At 42.3% G+C, this 17,285-nt stretch carries 18 protein-coding genes; 9 read left to right on the top strand and 9 right to left on the bottom strand.

The window, feature by feature from the left end:
• Nucleotide 1 precedes the first annotated feature (1 nt).
• From sbcD to V6Z54_RS02210, 3 genes are read left to right on the top strand one after another with little or no spacing between them, the layout of a single operon-like run.
• The gene (gene sbcD / locus V6Z54_RS02220; protein WP_058838814.1) at nucleotides 2-1,177 is read left to right on the top strand and encodes an exonuclease subunit SbcD; all 1,176 of its coding nucleotides are present in this window, start codon (nucleotides 2-4) and stop codon (nucleotides 1,175-1,177) included.
• A complete protein-coding gene (sbcC, locus tag V6Z54_RS02215; RefSeq protein WP_338527654.1) occupies nucleotides 1,174-4,569 on the top strand; it encodes an exonuclease subunit SbcC in 3,396 nt (1,131 codons plus the stop codon). The genes sbcD and sbcC overlap by 4 nt, the downstream gene beginning before the upstream one ends.
• A gap of 19 nt (nucleotides 4,570-4,588) precedes the next feature.
• A complete protein-coding gene (locus V6Z54_RS02210; RefSeq protein WP_039177660.1) occupies nucleotides 4,589-4,888 on the top strand; it encodes a hypothetical protein in 300 nt (99 codons plus the stop codon).
• Between the two features lie 47 nt (nucleotides 4,889-4,935).
• Here the strand turns inward: V6Z54_RS02210 and V6Z54_RS02205 are convergent, their stop codons facing one another.
• The 8 genes from V6Z54_RS02205 to V6Z54_RS02170 form a co-directional block, all read right to left on the bottom strand.
• Nucleotides 4,936-5,154, bottom strand: a complete 219-nt coding sequence (locus tag V6Z54_RS02205) for a spore germination protein (RefSeq protein ID WP_003211468.1) — start codon at nucleotides 5,152-5,154, stop codon at nucleotides 4,936-4,938.
• Nucleotides 5,155-5,176: 22 nt separating this feature from the next.
• Nucleotides 5,177-5,608, bottom strand: coding sequence for a spore germination protein GerPE (locus V6Z54_RS02200; protein WP_338527653.1), 432 nt, complete (start codon nucleotides 5,606-5,608; stop codon nucleotides 5,177-5,179).
• A complete protein-coding gene (locus V6Z54_RS02195; protein ID WP_003210893.1) occupies nucleotides 5,608-5,784 on the bottom strand; it encodes a germination protein GerPD in 177 nt (58 codons plus the stop codon). Before V6Z54_RS02195 ends, V6Z54_RS02200 begins: the two co-directional genes overlap by 1 nt.
• Nucleotides 5,781-6,395, bottom strand: a complete 615-nt coding sequence (locus V6Z54_RS02190; RefSeq protein ID WP_047202343.1) for a spore germination protein GerPC — start codon at nucleotides 6,393-6,395, stop codon at nucleotides 5,781-5,783. Before V6Z54_RS02190 ends, V6Z54_RS02195 begins: the two co-directional genes overlap by 4 nt.
• Nucleotides 6,396-6,425: 30 nt before the next feature.
• A complete protein-coding gene (locus tag V6Z54_RS02185) occupies nucleotides 6,426-6,659 on the bottom strand; it encodes a spore germination protein GerPB (protein ID WP_003210877.1) in 234 nt (77 codons plus the stop codon).
• 14 nt (nucleotides 6,660-6,673) lie between these two features.
• Nucleotides 6,674-6,895, bottom strand: a complete 222-nt coding sequence (locus V6Z54_RS02180; protein WP_024425506.1) for a spore germination protein — start codon at nucleotides 6,893-6,895, stop codon at nucleotides 6,674-6,676.
• Between the two features lie 127 nt (nucleotides 6,896-7,022).
• The gene (locus V6Z54_RS02175; RefSeq protein ID WP_039177669.1) at nucleotides 7,023-7,184 is read right to left on the bottom strand and encodes an aspartyl-phosphate phosphatase Spo0E family protein; all 162 of its coding nucleotides are present in this window, start codon (nucleotides 7,182-7,184) and stop codon (nucleotides 7,023-7,025) included.
• Between the two features lie 122 nt (nucleotides 7,185-7,306).
• Nucleotides 7,307-8,401: a CotH kinase family protein gene (locus tag V6Z54_RS02170; protein WP_338527652.1), complete on the bottom strand. Its 1,095-nt coding sequence runs from the start codon at nucleotides 8,399-8,401 to the stop codon at nucleotides 7,307-7,309.
• Nucleotides 8,402-9,380: 979 nt separating this feature from the next.
• Between V6Z54_RS02170 and V6Z54_RS02165 the strand changes: the two genes are divergently transcribed.
• Complete coding sequence (locus tag V6Z54_RS02165; protein WP_338527651.1) at nucleotides 9,381-10,286, top strand: fumarylacetoacetate hydrolase family protein; 906 nt, start codon at nucleotides 9,381-9,383, stop codon at nucleotides 10,284-10,286.
• A 92-nt stretch (nucleotides 10,287-10,378) separates the two neighbouring features.
• Nucleotides 10,379-10,747 (top strand): YisL family protein, encoded by a 369-nt coding sequence (locus V6Z54_RS02160; protein WP_034282135.1) that lies wholly within the window; start codon nucleotides 10,379-10,381, stop codon nucleotides 10,745-10,747.
• Between the two features lie 38 nt (nucleotides 10,748-10,785).
• Here V6Z54_RS02160 and V6Z54_RS02155 read toward each other — a convergent pair whose 3' ends face one another.
• Nucleotides 10,786-11,313, bottom strand: a complete 528-nt coding sequence (locus V6Z54_RS02155; protein ID WP_260775745.1) for a DUF2777 domain-containing protein — start codon at nucleotides 11,311-11,313, stop codon at nucleotides 10,786-10,788.
• 154 nt (nucleotides 11,314-11,467) lie between these two features.
• On the opposite strand from V6Z54_RS02155, the gene asnB reads away from it, so the two are divergent.
• The 4 genes from asnB (at nucleotide 11,468) to V6Z54_RS02135 (ending at nucleotide 17,278) form a co-directional block, all read left to right on the top strand.
• Nucleotides 11,468-13,309, top strand: a complete 1,842-nt coding sequence (asnB, locus tag V6Z54_RS02150; protein ID WP_099663130.1) for an asparagine synthase (glutamine-hydrolyzing) — start codon at nucleotides 11,468-11,470, stop codon at nucleotides 13,307-13,309.
• Nucleotides 13,310-13,456: 147 nt separating this feature from the next.
• Nucleotides 13,457-14,974: a phytoene desaturase family protein gene (gene crtI, locus V6Z54_RS02145; RefSeq protein ID WP_338527650.1), complete on the top strand. Its 1,518-nt coding sequence runs from the start codon at nucleotides 13,457-13,459 to the stop codon at nucleotides 14,972-14,974.
• On the top strand, nucleotides 14,971-16,446 hold the full coding sequence (gene crtI / locus V6Z54_RS02140) for a phytoene desaturase family protein (protein ID WP_338527649.1): 1,476 nt from the start codon (nucleotides 14,971-14,973) through the stop codon (nucleotides 16,444-16,446). Before crtI (V6Z54_RS02145) ends, crtI (V6Z54_RS02140) begins: the two co-directional genes overlap by 4 nt.
• Nucleotides 16,439-17,278: a phytoene/squalene synthase family protein gene (locus V6Z54_RS02135; protein ID WP_099663133.1), complete on the top strand. Its 840-nt coding sequence runs from the start codon at nucleotides 16,439-16,441 to the stop codon at nucleotides 17,276-17,278. The genes crtI (V6Z54_RS02140) and V6Z54_RS02135 overlap by 8 nt, the downstream gene beginning before the upstream one ends.
• The last annotated feature ends 7 nt before the right edge of the window (nucleotides 17,279-17,285 follow it).

Genomic DNA, 17,285 nt, shown 5'->3' with positions numbered 1-17,285 from the left:
CATGAGAATTCTGCATACGGCGGATTGGCATTTAGGAAAAACCCTTGAAGGCCGAAGCCGGCTTGATGAGCAAGCACAGTTTTTAGATGAGCTGTATCAAATCGTAAAAGACGAACACATTGATGTCATTGTCATGGCTGGAGACGCCTTTGATACAGTGAATCCGCCTGCTAGAGCAGAGCAGCTTTTTTACGAAAGTCTATCCGCCTTATCTGATAAAGGAAAACGTCAGGTCGTGGTCATCTCAGGCAACCATGATAATCCGGATCGACTATCCGCCGCATCTCCTTTAACAAATGATCAGGGGATTCATTTAATTGGATATCCGACAAATGATATCATCCGCGTCGATGTTCCTTCTTCGAGTGAACGTTTATCCATTGCAGCACTCGCCTATCCGTCTGAAGCGAGACTAAACGAGGTACTGGCTGAAACATTTGAAGAGAAAGTGCTTCGTGATCATTACAATTTAAAAATACAGCAAGCATTCCAACATTTAAGCACTCAATTTCAAGCCGATACGGTCAATATCGCAACGAGCCATATTTATGTGGCAGGAGGAAGTCAAACAGATTCAGAAAGACCGATTGAAGTAGGCGGTGCATATACCGTTGCGGCTGAAAGTCTGCCAGAAGCAGCCTGCTATGTGGCCCTTGGTCATTTGCACAGGCCGCAAACCATCAAGCGTGCCAAAACGATCGCCCGCTATTCCGGGTCACCTCTTGCTTACAGCTTTTCTGAATCAGGATATGCCAAATCAGTCACGATTGTTGAAGCAAAACCTAATGAAAAAGCAAGCTGGAAAGAAGTGTTGTTATCAAGCGGAAAACCACTTGTGAAATGGAAGGCTACTGAGGGACTGAGTCAAGTACACGAGTGGCTGGATGAAAAACGGGATCTTCAGGCATGGATTGATTTAGAGATTCATTTAACAGATCAGCTCTCTATAGAAGAGATCCATCAGCTCCGAAAGCAGCATAGCGGGTTTGTCCATATTAGACCAAAATTTAAAGAACTGCAGCAATTGGAAGAACAAAAGCAAATCGAAAAGCTCTCGATCGAAGAGCGGTTCGTGAAATTTTATGAGCGCCAGACAGGCGGCGGACTTCCTGATGAAAAAACAATTAAGCTGTTTTTAGAGCTCGCCAATGAAATGCAAGAGGAGGAAGCGACTTGAAGCCGATTACGCTAACCATTAAAGGACTTCATAGCTTCAGAGAAGAACAAACAATTGACTTTAGCTCATTATGTGATGCAGGTGTGTTTGGCATTTTTGGACCGACAGGAAGCGGAAAATCGTCCATATTAGACGCAATGACCCTGGCACTCTATGGCAAAGTGGAACGTGCGTTAAATAATACACATGGTATTTTGAACCAAGCGGAAGAGAAACTGTCAGTTTCCTTTACGTTCGCTTTGCAGAAGGAACACCATATTTCTTATAAAGTCGAACGTGCTTTTAAGCGGGCGGATGAAATGAAAGTCAGAACGACACTATGCCGTCTGATTGAAATTGGTGATTCGCAGACAGTCCTTGCAGATAAAGCGAGTGAGGTCAATCGTAAAATAGAGGAATTACTCGGGTTAACCATTGATGATTTTACGCGTGCGGTTGTCTTGCCCCAAGGGAAGTTTGCAGAATTCCTTTCCTTAAAAGGAGCCGATAGACGACAAATGCTTCAGCGTTTGTTTAACCTGGAAAAGTATGGGGATCAGCTCGTCAAACGTTTGCGCGCAAAGGCGCAGAATCAGTATGGACAAAAAAATGAACTGCTTGCTGAGCTGAATGGTTTAGGTGAAGCTGGTCCTGAGGCGCTCGCAAAGGCAAAGGAAGCGGCAGAGCAGGCAAAGGCTATTTTTCATGAGAAAAAACAAGCGCGGGATGAGGCGTTCACTGCTTTTACAAAGGCGCAAACAATTTGGCAGTATCAAAAAGAACAAGAAGCTTATGAGACGGAACTAAACCATCTGAATCAACTGGCACCATCAATGGAAGAAAAAAAGGCCAAGCTTCATATTGCTGAGCAGGCAGATGCATTAAAGCCCTATGCGGATGCATTAACAAAGGCTGAAAATCAGCTTTCTCAAGCATTAAAAGAGAAGCAGGAAGCAGAAAATCAGCTTCTGCATCAACGATCGATCTATGATCAAATGACGCAGAACTATGAGCAAGCCAGACAAAAGAAAATAGAAACTGAGCCGGAACTCCTCCAAAAGAAAGAGCAGCTGATTCAGCTAAAGGAAATTGAACGAAAAAAAGAGGCGGCTCTTCAGGAAAAGACGGCAATCGAACAGAGAAAAAATAATACAGCGCAGCAATTATTACAAAAAAAAGAAGAAGCAGACAATCTCCAATCATTGTTAGAACGTGCACTGGCAAAACAAACACAGCTGAAGCGTGAGCTGGAGTCATTACAAGTCTCTGTAAAAGAACGGAAAAGTGTACAGGATGCTTTGCGTTTAAGCGAAAATGTTCAAAGAATACATCAAAGCATACACAAGGAAGAACAAAAGATGGAGGAGCTCAAAAAGCGATCATCACAGACCGCAGCAGCATTTGAAAAGCTTCAAAAACAGCAAAAAGACCATCATGAAAAAATAGACCAATCGTTTCAAGCGATTGAACAGCTCTATTTCTATGTATGTGAATTCGAACGGGCTTTTACAGAATGGAGTAAAAGAGAACAAAGTCAGAAGCTCGAAAAATTAAAACAGCGTGATGCTGTTAGGGCGGCGGAATTAAGAAAAGAATTAGCGGCAGAGCTTGTAGATGGTGAGCCATGTCCTGTTTGTGGATCGGTTCATCATGACTCAAAGGCATTGGAAAACAATGACCATGAAGAAACAGTGGCACAAATCGATGAAGTGATTCAACGGATGGACACAGAGCTTAAGCAGGCAGAGGAATACACAAGAGACATGTATGCCGCCAAGCAGCTATTGGAAACGCACGCTAATCAATTAGTAAAACAATTTGCCTTTTTATCTCAGAAAGCTCCAGGTGCGGAAGTTGCGGCAGCACTAGAAGCAGTGCAATATCCGGAGTCCTTGCAGTATCTCATGCAAGAATGGAAAGGCTTGAAACAAGATATTCAAGAAGTTGATCGTAAACGAGCTCGTTTAATGGATGAAACACATGATCAAGCAGCAGAGATAAACAAGATAAAAGATCAAATGACATTTGAACAGCAGCGTATCGACGAATTAGACGGGCTGATCAAGGAGCTTCAATCTGAGCTTTCAGAGCAAACATCTCAATTTGAACAGGCCTTCCCGCACTTTACATTGCATCAAGTACAAGAAATGCAAAAGCAGATAGATGAAAAGGACCAGCAAGCGGAAGGCTATAAAGAGCGGATTGAGAAAAGTATTTCATTTTTGGAAGAAAAACAGCAGGCAAAAGAACAGCTGCAAACAGCCATATACGATGTGGAGAAGGAACTTGATAAACTAGCGCATCAGCTGGAAAGTCAGGAAAAGCTCATTCATCAATATGAAACAGATTTAGGGCGATATCCATTAAAAGCTGTCTCCATTTCTGAAGAACTGATTGAGGTTGAACACACGCTTGTTCGTCTCAATGAAATGGAACAGCAATCGTTCAAGCAATTACAGCACGCGCAGGAGCTCTTTAGTCAAGCACAAAGCCATTTTTCAAGCAGTGAGCGTCAGCTTCAAGAGGCTGAACGAAGAAAACAAGAAGCACGAGCAGCATGGGATAAAGAATCGGAGTCTTCTCCTTTTGATAAGCCTCAAGAGATTGAATCTGCTTTGCTGAATCAGGCAGTACGTCAATCAGTTAAACAAGAAATTGATGAATTTGAGGATAAAAGAAAGCAATGTGCCGCAAACTTAAAGCGAATTTCTGAACTGCTGAAAGATGAGTCAATAGATGAAGAGCAGTGGACTGATATTCAACTGAGGAAAGAAGCGGCAGAAAAGGCATTAGAAGAAGCAACAGTGATGAGCGGCTCTGCTTATGAACATCTGCGTGTGATGGAAGAAAATCACCAGCGATTTGCAAGTATTCATGAACGCTTAGCGGAGCTGCAGCAAGAAATTGATCGACTTGATAAGCTGCAAACCGTGTTTAAAGGAAATACATTTGTTGAGTTCTTAGCAGAAGAACAGCTGGAAAGTGTCAGTCGTGATGCATCTGCCCGTCTTGGTATTTTGACAAGACAAAGGTATGCGATTGAGGTGGATTCAGAAGGCGGCTTTGTCATGCGCGATGATGCGAATGGCGGTGTCAGACGTCCAGTGTCCAGCTTGTCCGGCGGGGAAACCTTCCTGACGTCGCTTGCCCTTGCACTAGCTCTTTCAGCGCAGATTCAGCTGAGAGGTGAGTTTCCGCTGCAATTCTTTTTCCTTGATGAAGGCTTTGGTACCCTTGATCAAGACTTGCTTGATACGGTCATTACCGCATTAGAGAAATTACAATCCCAAAACTTAGCTGTTGGTGTCATCAGCCATGTGGAAGAATTGAAAATGCGGCTGCCGAAGAAACTGATTGTCCATCCAGCAGATCCAAGCGGGAAAGGGACAACAGTCTCAATGGAATTAATGTAAATATTGAGGTGATGACACGGTGGCAAAGCAAACAATTGGATTATGTGAGCTGTGCGGAAGACAAGATGTCCTGCTCACAGAACATCACTTAACGCCAAGAGAAGAGGGTGGTGCTTTTTTACCGACTGCCTTCTTGTGCATCCCTTGTCATAAACAAGTACATGCCCTTTTTACAAACCAGGAGCTTGCCGCACGTTTGAACACAATTGATGCACTGAGGCAGGATGAAAAGCTTGCTTCGTACATCAAATGGATTCGGAAACAGCCGGCAAGCAAGCTAGTTAAAACAAAAAAATCGAGACAGCGCAGAAAGAAATAAGCATAAAAAAGCGCTCCTCTATTTGAAATAGGTGTAGAGGAGCTGCTTCATGCATTACCTACCATATTCTGATCATTTAAGTCAGGATCCACATAGTTGGTGGCGCTAATGCCATTATTTAATATCAAGAAATCTCCGGTATTCCCCGCTCCAGAGCCTAAAGCAGATTTTGACGAACTTTTAGGCGACAGGTAGAATGAGTCACCGACGTTTACGACGCCTCCAGAAATAGAGTTAATGTAAATGGGTCCGACAATTGCTGGCATAATCGACATCCTTTATTCGAAGTCATATCACCATCATATGCGCAGGTAGGTCCATTTGTGAGTTTTGCGTACTTTCATCATTGCTAAATAGCTCCCTAATATGCTTCACTCGCGCAACGCCATTCATTCGACAAGTAGAGCCGATTTGATAGACAGAGGACGATGATACCCCTTCTACATGGATCGAAGACACTTTGATCACAGGCTTTTCATGGTAAAAGGCTGTTCTCACTGATCGTTCTGGGAGCATCAATGGAATAGGCTCATAATACACTTCAAATTCTTTCGCATCTAAATTTTCTGCTTCATAGCCATAAAACAAACTAATGGTTCGTTGAACAGCTAACACCTTGACTTTCGGGCATAGCTCCTGAGTATCACCGATTTGAACCACACTCGAAATCCCGACAGAATTTACCTTTGAGAACTTCACTTGAGATGTGCGCTTGATCATTATCGAGGTGCTAGAGGAACAAACGGGCCAATAATCAGAGATTCTGGCGGTGTATCGAAAATTGAGGATAATTGTACATGATCTGTGTCCCCGATGATAAATAAGGAAGAAGACGATACCCCGACTACTTTAATGCTTCCGGTCTCAATGTTGCGGTTGACAACTGTGAAATTCATCCGTTTTCCTCTCCTTTCGTTTCACTTGGAATATGGGCTAAAAAGTGCTCAATCGCCCGCTTTACATCATGCTTCACATATTCAGCAATTTGCTCTGAACGCTGCAACGGTGTCATATCTTCCCGGTGTGGTAACTGTCCCGCATAGTATTTGATCCTGCTGTCAATTTGCTTGCGAATGTCCTCAATGATATGGTGTTTGTTGCTTTCATCGAGGGACCCTTCATATCGCTGCTCTAGTTCTTCAAGAAGTTCTGGAGCTTCTTCATTTAGAAATGCATCGACAAGCTGCCGTGTTTGATTGAAAAATTGATCAGCCATTTCTTGTTGCATCATTCCAATTCCCGGGGTTGTTGTTTGGCCCACTTCAAAGTTTTGAACACTGTTTGGATCAGATGGGTTGAGGCCGATATTCAGCGTCCCTTCCAGCCGTTCGATTTTCAGTTGATCAAATTGATAATCAATCCGTTCAATATTCGTTGTCGGTTTATCTTTGATCATTTGCATTTCCTGCTGAAGCTCGTTAAGCCTTTTTTCAAGCATCATGATTTGTTGCGATTGTTTTTGAATGATGCCATATACTTGTGAAGCGTTGCTCTGATAATCATACATTTACCTACACCTCCGGGGATTGCAGATGACTTAAGTTGTTGGTGACTGAAGCGGTACAAAAGGTGCGGTGCTTGCGCCTTGAGATTCTTCAATTCCTTGTGTACCTGCTGCGGCAGGCGCTGCTTCTACGTAGCTTCCCGTGTTATACAGGTTGGAAAGGGCTTTGATGGATCCAGCACTCCCGATTTGCAGAACAGAGGAGTTACTCACAGACTCCACACGTAAATAATTAATTTGTATCGCTTGATTAATATAGAAGTTCAACGGATCCTCACTCCTTACAAGTTACCAACAAGCGGTTGATCTATGACATCACTGTCGTACGTATTTGTCACACTTTTGTAGTTGCTAATTTGCAATTGATCACCTGTATTAAAACTGCCTGCGCCAGCAAACGTTTTAACCTGACTATTTGGAGAAATGGTGATACAGTCTCCAACATGAACGACTCCGCTCGTTCCGACGGCATTTACTTTAAAGGCTCCCACAATAGCCGGCATAGCGGTGCACATCCTTTATAAAATTAGGGCACTTTGTTTTTGGGCGTTTCACCATAGCTTATGATGGGTCTTTTAATGTGTGATTGTCTTTTTGAAAGCTTTTCATGAGAGGAATTAGATGTATGGCTTACCCTTTTTTTGAGCAATCTTTAGAGGTGGATTTGATGCCTTTATTTAAGAGCATGTCAAGCTCTTGACTGCATCTGATGGTTTCTTCGGCATTCATCCCGAATTTTTTCGCAGTCTCAATTAAATGTAATCTTTTTTGTTCAATTTCATAATTGATCATAACGGACGCCAACTCTCACATTTTTTATCAAATAGAAGGATATGGTTAGTATACCCTATTTTTCTATAAAAAAAGCTGTTTCGTCAATATGAGTAATAAAGTGACAAAATTCGAAAGTGTTCTTACGTACCAAATTTCTCTTTTCTGATCTCAGCCTGTAAATAACGTCGTCTTTTGTTGATATACTGCCGGATTAAGTCTCGTTCAGATGGTAGGATGTCTTTTCGATCTTTCGTATATGGATCATCTCCAATTCGGTCCACAATCGATTCATGCCATTTCTCGATGATTGGACAGAGCCGGTCTTCTACAAAATGTGTATCGAGTACATGCTGGAAAAGTGTGTAATAGGCTTCTTTAAACGAAGGGATATCTAGTAGTCTAGCAGTTAATGTATTAAAGCCGTTTACTGGGATATAATCAAACGCCATTTCTTCTCCATGAATGTCACGACCCCATGTTGCATCATAATCCCAAGGAAGTACTTGAAACCGCCCTTGTTCATTCACATAAAGAGCGTAATTATGAACAAAACCATCAAAGTTTTGTGTGCATACCACACCGATGAGCCAGCGGAAATATTGTGTCACATCTAGGTATTGTTCAATTTTTTCTGCAAAAGTCTCATCTCTTGCTGTGTTGAGAAAGTAAATAAATTCGCTCAGCTGCTGATCATGTTGAGACGTCCCCGTTTTTTTCTCGTATCCGAGAAGAAGGTGCTTTTTTGGCTTTTTATCAAAAGAACTCAAAAGGGAGAAGTTCGCGTCGTCATCAACCGCATAATAAATGCCGCCTCCTGAAAGCTGCCGTTTTTGAAGAAAGAACTCATCGACGGATTCTATTTTCAAATAAATGCCTTCTTTTCTTCCGTTTAAGGTGAGAAACACATGAGAAGCGGCTGGACTAAGCACCCCCATCTGCTCAAAGAAATAAAAAGATAGTCTGTTTCGGATAAACGAAGGGTCATTGTACTCTGCATTTAAATGAAAGATGGATTCGCCTTGTCTTTGTTTTGGCTTTCGGTATTCAATTTGATAGGATTTTTTCTTAAGCTTTCTAATGTGTGAACCGCGGTATGAAGCATAAATATGTGATTTGGTTTGGCCTGTTTTCAGAATAGCTTCAACAGGTTCATCGTTCCAAATGTCTTTTTTTAGTTCAATCAGGTCCTTTGGATGAATCCACATATCAATTTGTTTTAAAGGTTCCGTGTTCATACGTTCATCAACCTCCTATATGCTCTTCTTTACAATATGAAAGTGAAGGAATGTCCTGTACCGGCTGGTAGGTATTCATGGAGTTTTAAAGGAAAGAGGCATTCGTCACGAACACTTGTCTACCGAGTCTCGTAACATAAAGCAGAGAAGATAAACAGCTTTGTCTGTTTGTTTTGTCGAAGCATAGACTGGAGGGGAATTGTTCGTGAGTACATTTGATCATTCGCACATTGAACATGCAGTGGCTTCACTTCGAAGTGAGGGACGTGATCATCACTTAGATCGTGAACCAGAATCGAAACGTTCGCATAAGTCAGCTCGTTCTCGTCATTCAAATCGCGGTCATTGGTTCTTTGGCGGTGGTGGACGCCGTAAATCACGCCGTAGTAAAAAAAGCTACAGAAGCTATCGTTCAAAGAAAAGTTATCGCTCTAAGAAAAGCATGAAGAGTAAAAAGTCATATAAAAGCAAAAAATCTTGCAGAAGCAAAAAGAGCGAACCGAAAAAGTCATGTCGCAGCAAACACAGATCGCATCATAAGAAGAGCTGCCGCAAGTCACACCGCAGCAAGCACAAATCGCATCATAAGAAAAGCTGCCGCAAGTCACACCGCAGCAAGCACAGATCGCATCATAAGAAGAGCTGCCGCAAGTCACATCGCAGCAAGCACAGATCCCATCATAAGAAGAGCCGCAAGTCACGCCGTAGCCATCGATCTAAACGTTCTCATCACCATAAACGCAGCCGATCTTGCCATAGATGTGGAAAGAAGAAGCATCGTTCTCAAAGAACAGGAAATGTTGAGCGTAAATGGGATCAAGGAAATATGTGGGAATATCGCCGTTTCCGCTAGGCATTCAATCATCATTTTTGAAACCCTTTTTAAAAGAGAGTATGATAAAAAAGGGTTTTTTTTATTTCATAGAGAAATAAAATGAGACATCATAACTTAGCGAAATGAAGATTGTGAGGGGAAGACATGAAGTTTTTTACAGGTGAGATACATAGCAGCATGTTTATTGGGGTAGTCATTGATGATGAATGGGTGATGGACGTCAAAAAGGCAGAAGCCAAATTATTTGAGCTTGAGACACTGCCAAACTCTTTATCTGAGTGCATCAAAATGGGGGACAAGTTTGTAGAACATGTGGGGCAGCTTCTTGATTGGGCTGAGAAAAAAGAAGAAGACCGCGGCTCTTATGTATATCCGCTTTCGGACGTGAAACTCCATGCCCCGATTCCAAAGCCGTCTAAAAACATCATGTGTGTCGGAAAGAATTATCAAGATCATGTTATGGAAATGGGAAGTGCGGCGGATATTCCTAAAGACGTGATGATTTTTACAAAGGCACCTACTTCTGTCATTGGACACAAAGATGAGATTCTTCTTCATGAAGATGTGACAAGTGAATTGGATTATGAAGGGGAGCTTGCTATCGTGATGGGCAAATCAGGGAAAAACATTGCTCCTGAAGAGGTCCGAGATTATATATTCGGTTACACCATTTTAAATGATGTGACGGCAAGAGATTTGCAGAAAAAACATAAACAATTTTTCATTGGCAAAAGCTTAGATACAACCTGCCCGATAGGACCTTATATCGTTCATAAATCAATGATCGAGGATCATGGTGCGCTCCATGTGGAAACAAAGGTAAACGGAGAGGTTCGTCAGTCTGCCAGTACGGAATTAATGATCTTCACAATTGAGAACATTGTCTCCACTCTTTCAAAAGGGATGACGCTAGAAGCAGGTGACATCATTGCAACAGGTACACCTTCTGGGGTAGGGAAGGGCTTTGAACCGCCTAAGTTTTTAACTTCTGGAGATCGAATTGACATCACGATTGAACCGATTGGGACGCTGACAAATCACGTCAAATAAAGCACATGATGACACAGGATTGTCGCTTTGTGTTCGACTTATTTCGTGGTACGATGAGAAGGTACTTGTTCTGATAAAGGGGGAAATCACAAATGGGAACACATTTACATATCACAGCATGGGTGCTGGGGATTATTTTATTCTTCGTAGCCTTTGCTCTAGCAGGTAAAAACGACAAAGGCGCTAAAATTGTGCACATGATCGTTCGCTTATTCTACTTGATCATTATCGCAACAGGCGTAGAGCTGTATGTTCGCACAGGAATGAAAATTCCAGGTTTCGGGGGCGAGTATATCGGAAAAATGATTCTCGGTATCCTAGTGATCGGTTTCATGGAAATGGTCCTAGTGCGCAAGAAAAAAGGAAAATCGGTGACTGGTGTGTTGATTGGTTTTATCGTATTTGCAATTGTGACCATTCTTCTCGGTTTACGTTTGCCGATCGGTTTCCATATCTTTTAATATAAAAAGGACATTGCTTATACGAAGCAGTGTCCTTTTTATGTGGCATCAAATTGTGAAACGATCCGTTGCCCATCTGAAGTGGTCCATTCAAAACGAATGTGACTGGAGGCAGGGTCATGGTGACATTGAAGTGCAAGTGATTGCGTATCTGCCGAAAACTGAAAGAAAGAGACGCGCTGCAATGAATGAAAGGAAGAGAAGACACAATCATAGACGGAAAAACCAAGCTGCTCTACCTGCTCAAGGATGTGATCAAAGACGTTCTCCGGTACGAACATAAGAAGATCGAGCCAGCCTTTGGCAAGGGACGCCGTATATTGAATTTTTTCTCCTCCTTGTACTTCTATTAGCTGCCCGTTTTCCTGAAGAACCATGGAACCAAGCAATTCTCCTTTTGTCCATCGGTCATTTTCCTTCAAACAGATCATTGTGCTTTGAAGACTTTCTGGCAGCATGATCTCTCCTTCTTCATCTTCAATCAAACAATGCCCGTTTTCAATGAGCAAATACCCGTTACACCATCTTCTGCTACAGCGTTCAAGCTGCTTCATTCGATTCTCCATTTGCAAAAGCTCCTTTCCTCTTTCTTTTCTTACCAAATCAAGCCTGTCCTATACACCGGGAAAAAAGGACAAATCAACTATCAAGGAGACGATGCATAAACTAAGAAAGGCTGAATGAGAACACTTGAGGAAAAACGGATGGGAGCTGATGATGATGTGTGGAATTACAGGCTGGGCAGACTTTAAAAAGCAGCTCATCCAACAGGATCATGTAATCAATCAAATGACAGATACATTATCTAAAAGAGGGCCAGATGATACAAATACGTGGAAAAGTGAGCATGTTCTTTTCGGGCATAAAAGGTTAGCGGTGGTAGATGTAGAAGGCGGAAAGCAGCCGATGACATATACACATCAAAACCATGCTTATACGATTGTATACAATGGAGAGCTCTATAACACGGAGGATATAAGAAAAGAATTGTTAAAAAGGGGGCACCGCTTTCTTGGGCATTCTGATACAGAAGTTCTTCTTCATGCCTATACAGAATGGAAGGAAGAGTGTGTCTCCCATTTTAATGGCATTTTTGCATTTGTGATCTGGGATAGTGAGCGTGAATTGTTATTTGCAGGGAGAGATCGGCTCGGTGTCAAGCCATTTTTCTATACAGAACGTCATCATTCCTTCTTATTTGGTTCAGAGATTAAAGCACTTCTTGCTCACCCTGATATCAAAGCAAAAGTCGATCATGAAGGGCTATCGGAGATCTTTGGCTTAGGGCCGTCAAGAACACCAGGCCAAGGAGTGTTTAAAGGGGTAAAAGAGCTGAGACCTGCACATGCCTTGACCTTTTCAAAAGACGGCCTGCGCGTGTGGAGATACTGGAATGTCAAAAGCAAGGAGCATACTGACTCACTTGATGACACCGCACAGCACATTAAGCATCTCTTTACAGATGCTGTGACAAGACAGCTTGTCTCTGATGTGCCTGTATGTACATTTTTATCTGGCGGCGTCGATTCTAGTGCCATTACTGCCATTGCCGCTAAGCACTTTGAGAAAATAGGGAAAGCACCGCTTCATACGTATTCCATTGACTACGAAGAAAATGATCAATTCTTTGAAGCAAGTCAATTCCAGCCGAATGCTGATGGCCCATGGATTGATCAAATGACCAAAGCGTTTCAAACAAATCATCACAACTGTATCATCGGTCAAAAAGAGCTGGCTGCTTATTTGAAGGAAGCGGTTGAGGTTCGAGATTTACCTGGGATGGCAGATATCGATTCTTCTTTACTTATATTCTGCCGAGAAATTAAAAAGGATTTCGTTGTTGGTTTATCAGGTGAGTGTGCTGATGAGATTTTTGGCGGCTATCCTTGGTTTCACATGGCAAATGAAACAAATAGTTTCCCTTGGATGAGATCGACAGAAGCAAGAACGCAGCTCCTGCAAGACTCTTGGCAAAAAAAGCTGTCACTTAAGGAATACGCACAAAGCAAATATGAAGAAACGGTGGCAGAAACGCCTCTTTTAGATGGAGAAACTGGAGTCGATAAAGCTCGGAGAGAACTTTTTTACTTAAATATGATCTGGTTTATGACAACACTGCTTGATCGAAAAGATCGAATGAGTATGGGTGCTAGTCTTGAGGTACGTGTGCCATTTGCAGATCATCGCCTTGTCGAATATGTGTGGAATATTCCTTGGGAAATGAAAATGCATGGAAATCGTGAAAAAGGGGTTTTACGAAAAGCATTAGAGGGAATTTTACCGAATGAAGTGCTTTATCGAAAGAAGAGTCCTTACCCGAAAACACATCATCCAGCCTATACTCAGGCTGTGAAAGAGATGCTAACAAACTGTCTCGCGCAAAAAGATTCTGTCCTTCACGAATTTTTAGATCCGCATCAATTAAAGCAGCTGATTGAAACGGAAGGAGCTTCCTTTCATGTGCCTTGGTATGGCCAGCTCATGAAGGGCCCACAGTTGATTGCCCATCTAGCACAGATTCATCATTGGTTTGAAACGTATCGAATTGATATAGAAGCGTAATAAAGGGTCGGCTTTCTTGTACTTGTTGAAAGGAAGCCGGCTTTTTTGATACATAACATGAGACTTTTTGAGCACATCAAAAGTTGATCTAATCTTTCTAATTTGTATAATTAACTTAAAGTGAATTAATTTGGAGGAAAAAGGATAATGAAAATCATTGTGATCGGAGCGGGACCAGGGGGACTTGCGGCAGCTATGATGCTTCAAAGCAAAGGACATGAAGTTCATGTATACGAAAAACAGTCCTTTGTCGGCGGACGTAATGCTAAGTTTCAGCTTGGTGATTTCACGTTTGATACAGGTCCTACCTTTCTAAGCATGATTCATATTGCAGAGGAGCTGTTCACCTTTGCTGGTAAAAATCTTTATGACTATATCGATGTGATTGAATTAAAAGAGATGTATAGATTAATTTTTCAAGACAATCAGCTGGATATGATTCGAGATCGCGATGAAATGTACAAACGATTAGAAGCCTTTGCGCCGGGTGAGGGCGAAGGATATCTAAGATTTATGAAGGATACAAAGCGCAAAATGGATCGGCTCACACCAATTTTACAAAGTAAAATGGACCGCTTTCATCATTACCTTCGTCCGAAGGTGATCAAAGCACTTCCACAGCTTTCGCTAAATAAAAGTTTGTATGATGTACTGTCAGACTATTTCTCGAATGAATCAGTGAAATATGCCTTTACATTTCAATCAAAGTACTTAGGAATGTCGCCGTGGGAATGCCCTGGTGCGTTCTCAATCCTTTCGTTTATGGAGCATGATACAGGTGTATTCCATCCGAAGGGCGGTGTCAATCAGCTGTCAGAAGCGATGGCAAAGGCGGCGGTTGAAGCTGGAGCAGAGATTCATCTGTCAGCTGGCGTCGACAAGCTGCTCACCGAGGGAAGGAAAGTAAAAGGCATTCGTTTAGAATCTGGGGAAGAAATACAAGCAGATGAGGTTGTCGTCAATGGAGACTTTGCACATGTGATGACAAGGCTTGTCGAGCCAGGTCTTTTAAAGAAATACAGTGAGAAAAAACTAAAAAAGAAAAAATTCTCATGCTCTACCTTTATGCTCTATTTAGGATTGGATACCATGTATGATGAACCGCATCATACCATTGTTTTTTCCGATGATTATGCTAGATTCGTCAAAGGCATTACGAAAACATATGAGTTGCCAGATGATCCGTCTATTTATATTCAAAATGCAAGTGTAACCGATGACTCACTTGCTCCAAAAGGAAAATCAGCTCTTTATGTGCTTGCTCCAGTTGCCAATAACCAAAGCGGTATTGACTGGGAAGCGCATCAAGATGAATTTAGAGAGCTTGTGCTGGATACATTGGAGCGGAAAACCGGCTTTCAGAATGTCAGGCAGCATATAGAAGTTGAGCGGATGATCACACCGAAGCAATGGGAGGAAGACCTTTACGTATATGAAGGAGCTACATTTAACCTTGGCCACCAGCTCACGCAGATGATGGTTCTAAGGCCGCACAATGAATTTGATGAATTAAAGCACTGCTGGCTCGTTGGAGGAGGAACACATCCAGGAAGCGGACTGCCAACCATTTTAGAATCAGCGCGTATCACGACAAATGCCATTCTTTCAAAAGAGAAACATTCACACAAAACAATGCGGCATCAAGAAAAGGGGAGCGCCTCATGAAACAACATATTTTGATTGCAGGTGGCGGTATTGGCGGAATGATCTCAGCGCTTTATTTGAAAAAAGCGGGACATGATGTCACCCTTGTCGAAAAAAATGAACGGCTTGGTGGGAGACTTGCTTTTGTACGTGAAAAAGGATATAAAGTAGATGAAGGTCCGACCATTGTCCTACTTCCTGACATGTTAAAAGGCATTTTACATGAGGTAGGAATTGACGAATCATCTCTTGATCTGTTGCAGCTTGATCCGCTGTACACAATTCAATATCAAGATGGAACCTCCTATACGAAATACTCTGATGCACGTCGTCAGCTAGATGAAATCAGACGTGTATTTCCAAAAGAAGATCAAGGGTTCCAGAGGTTTATGGAAGAAATGACGGACCGGTTTCAAGAAGGGCAGAAAGCTTTTCTAGAAAAATCATTTCACGAAAAACGTACATTTTTTACAAAAGCCAATATGAAGATTTTAATGAAATTAAAGGCGTATCGAACGGTACAAAGCGCTCTGAAAAAATATTTCTCAGACGAACGCCTGCGAGATGCATACGCACTTCAAACCCTCTATGTTGGAGGAAACCCGTATGAAGCATCGGCCATTTATTCGCTTGTTTCATATAGTGAGCACGCACATGGAATTTACTATTTAAAAGGCGGTTATGCAAGTTTAGTAGATATATTGGAAGGGCAGCTCATCAAAATGGGTGTGCATGTAAGAAAAAATGAAGAAGTTGCGCAATTTGAGTTTGAGGGAAAACGGGCAGTCAAAGCAAAAGTGAATGATGAACATGTAGCCGCTGATGCATTTGTGATCAATGGAGATTATCCAGCTGCGTTAAAACAGTTTGGTTTAGACGAACAAGATCGCCGGAAATACGTGCCGTCCTCTGGCTGTGTGATGGTGTATCTTGGGTTAAACAAGATGTATCAGGAAGCACCTGTTCATCAATTTTTTATGGGAGAACACTTTGAGCAGCATATGAAAGAGGTTTTTCAAACAAAAACGATTCCTCAAGACCCGTCATTTTATATATTTAATCCATCGATCATTGATCCATCTCTTGCCCCAGATGGTTGCAGTGTTCTATACATGCTCGTTCCCGTTCCTTCAGGAGATCATATCAACTGGGAAGAGGAGACAGATTTTGTCGAGAACATGGTGGGTGTCCTTGAAAAAAGAGGTTTTCCAGGATTGCGAGAGTCGATTGTCTGGAAAAAGGTCAGAACACCAAATGATTCCTTGCGAGAAGGATTGTTTGAAGGCGGCAGCTTTGGACTTGCGCCTAATTTGTTCCAATCAGGTGTCTTCCGCCCGCAAGTGAAGGTCAGTGAGACAGACAATCTTTATGCGGCAGGTGCTTCCATCCATCCGGGCGGCGGGGTGCCGATCGTGATGCAAAGTGCGAAGCTCATGGCTTCTGTACTACTAAAAGATTTGAATGATAGAAAGGAAGTGAAACTAAGTGGTTGATGTACAAACAGCATTAAAAGTGTGTGAGGAAACCATTCAAACCCATTCAAAAACGTTTTACCGGGCCTTTTCCATGCTGCCTAAAAAGAAAAGACAGGCCGTCTGGGCCGTGTATTCCTTTTGCCGGAGAGCAGATGACATTGTAGATGAGTCGCCTTCGCCACAAGAGGACCTTGCATCCTTTCGGAAGACGTTTGATCAATTTTTACAAGGTGAGGTAGACCGGAATGATCCGATATGGGTGGCGCTAGAGCATACATTTCAAGAGTTTCGGATGGATGAAGCCCCGTTTCGTGACCTGCTCCAAGGACAGGAGATGGATTTAGAGCAGCAGCGATACGAAACGTTAGATGAACTGCTCATCTATTCCTATCATGTTGCTAGTACCGTTGGACTCATGCTCCTTCCCATTATTGCACCGCGTAAAAAAGAGCAGCTAAAAGAAGCAGCCATTTCGTTAGGGATCGCTATGCAGCTAACCAACATTCTTCGAGATATCGGCGAAGATCAGGCTGAAAGAGACCGTATTTATTTGCCAAAGCAAGTGATGGATCAATTCGGGTACACAGAGCAAGAATTGAAGGAAGGGATTGTCAATCAAGCTTTTCAGCACGTCTGGGAGTACATTGCTTTTGAGGCAGAGGCATACTATGAGGAGTTTTTTGACCATCTTCATGAATTCCCGTTATATTCACGTATACCGGTGAAAGCAGCAGCCCACTTTTATAAAGCCATCTTAGATAAAACAAGAGAAAACGAATACCGCGTCTTTACAGAGCGAGCATTTATTTCAAAACAGGAAAAAGCACTTATTTTAGAAGATATTACGTAAAAAAGGA

The sequence above is a fragment of the Bacillus sp. MAG717A genome (assembly GCF_036884855.1).
Lineage (GTDB): Bacteria > Bacillota > Bacilli > Bacillales > Bacillaceae > Bacillus > Bacillus safensis.
Note: the sequence above shows the minus strand (reverse complement) of the source record. Positions and strands in the feature narration are given on the sequence as shown.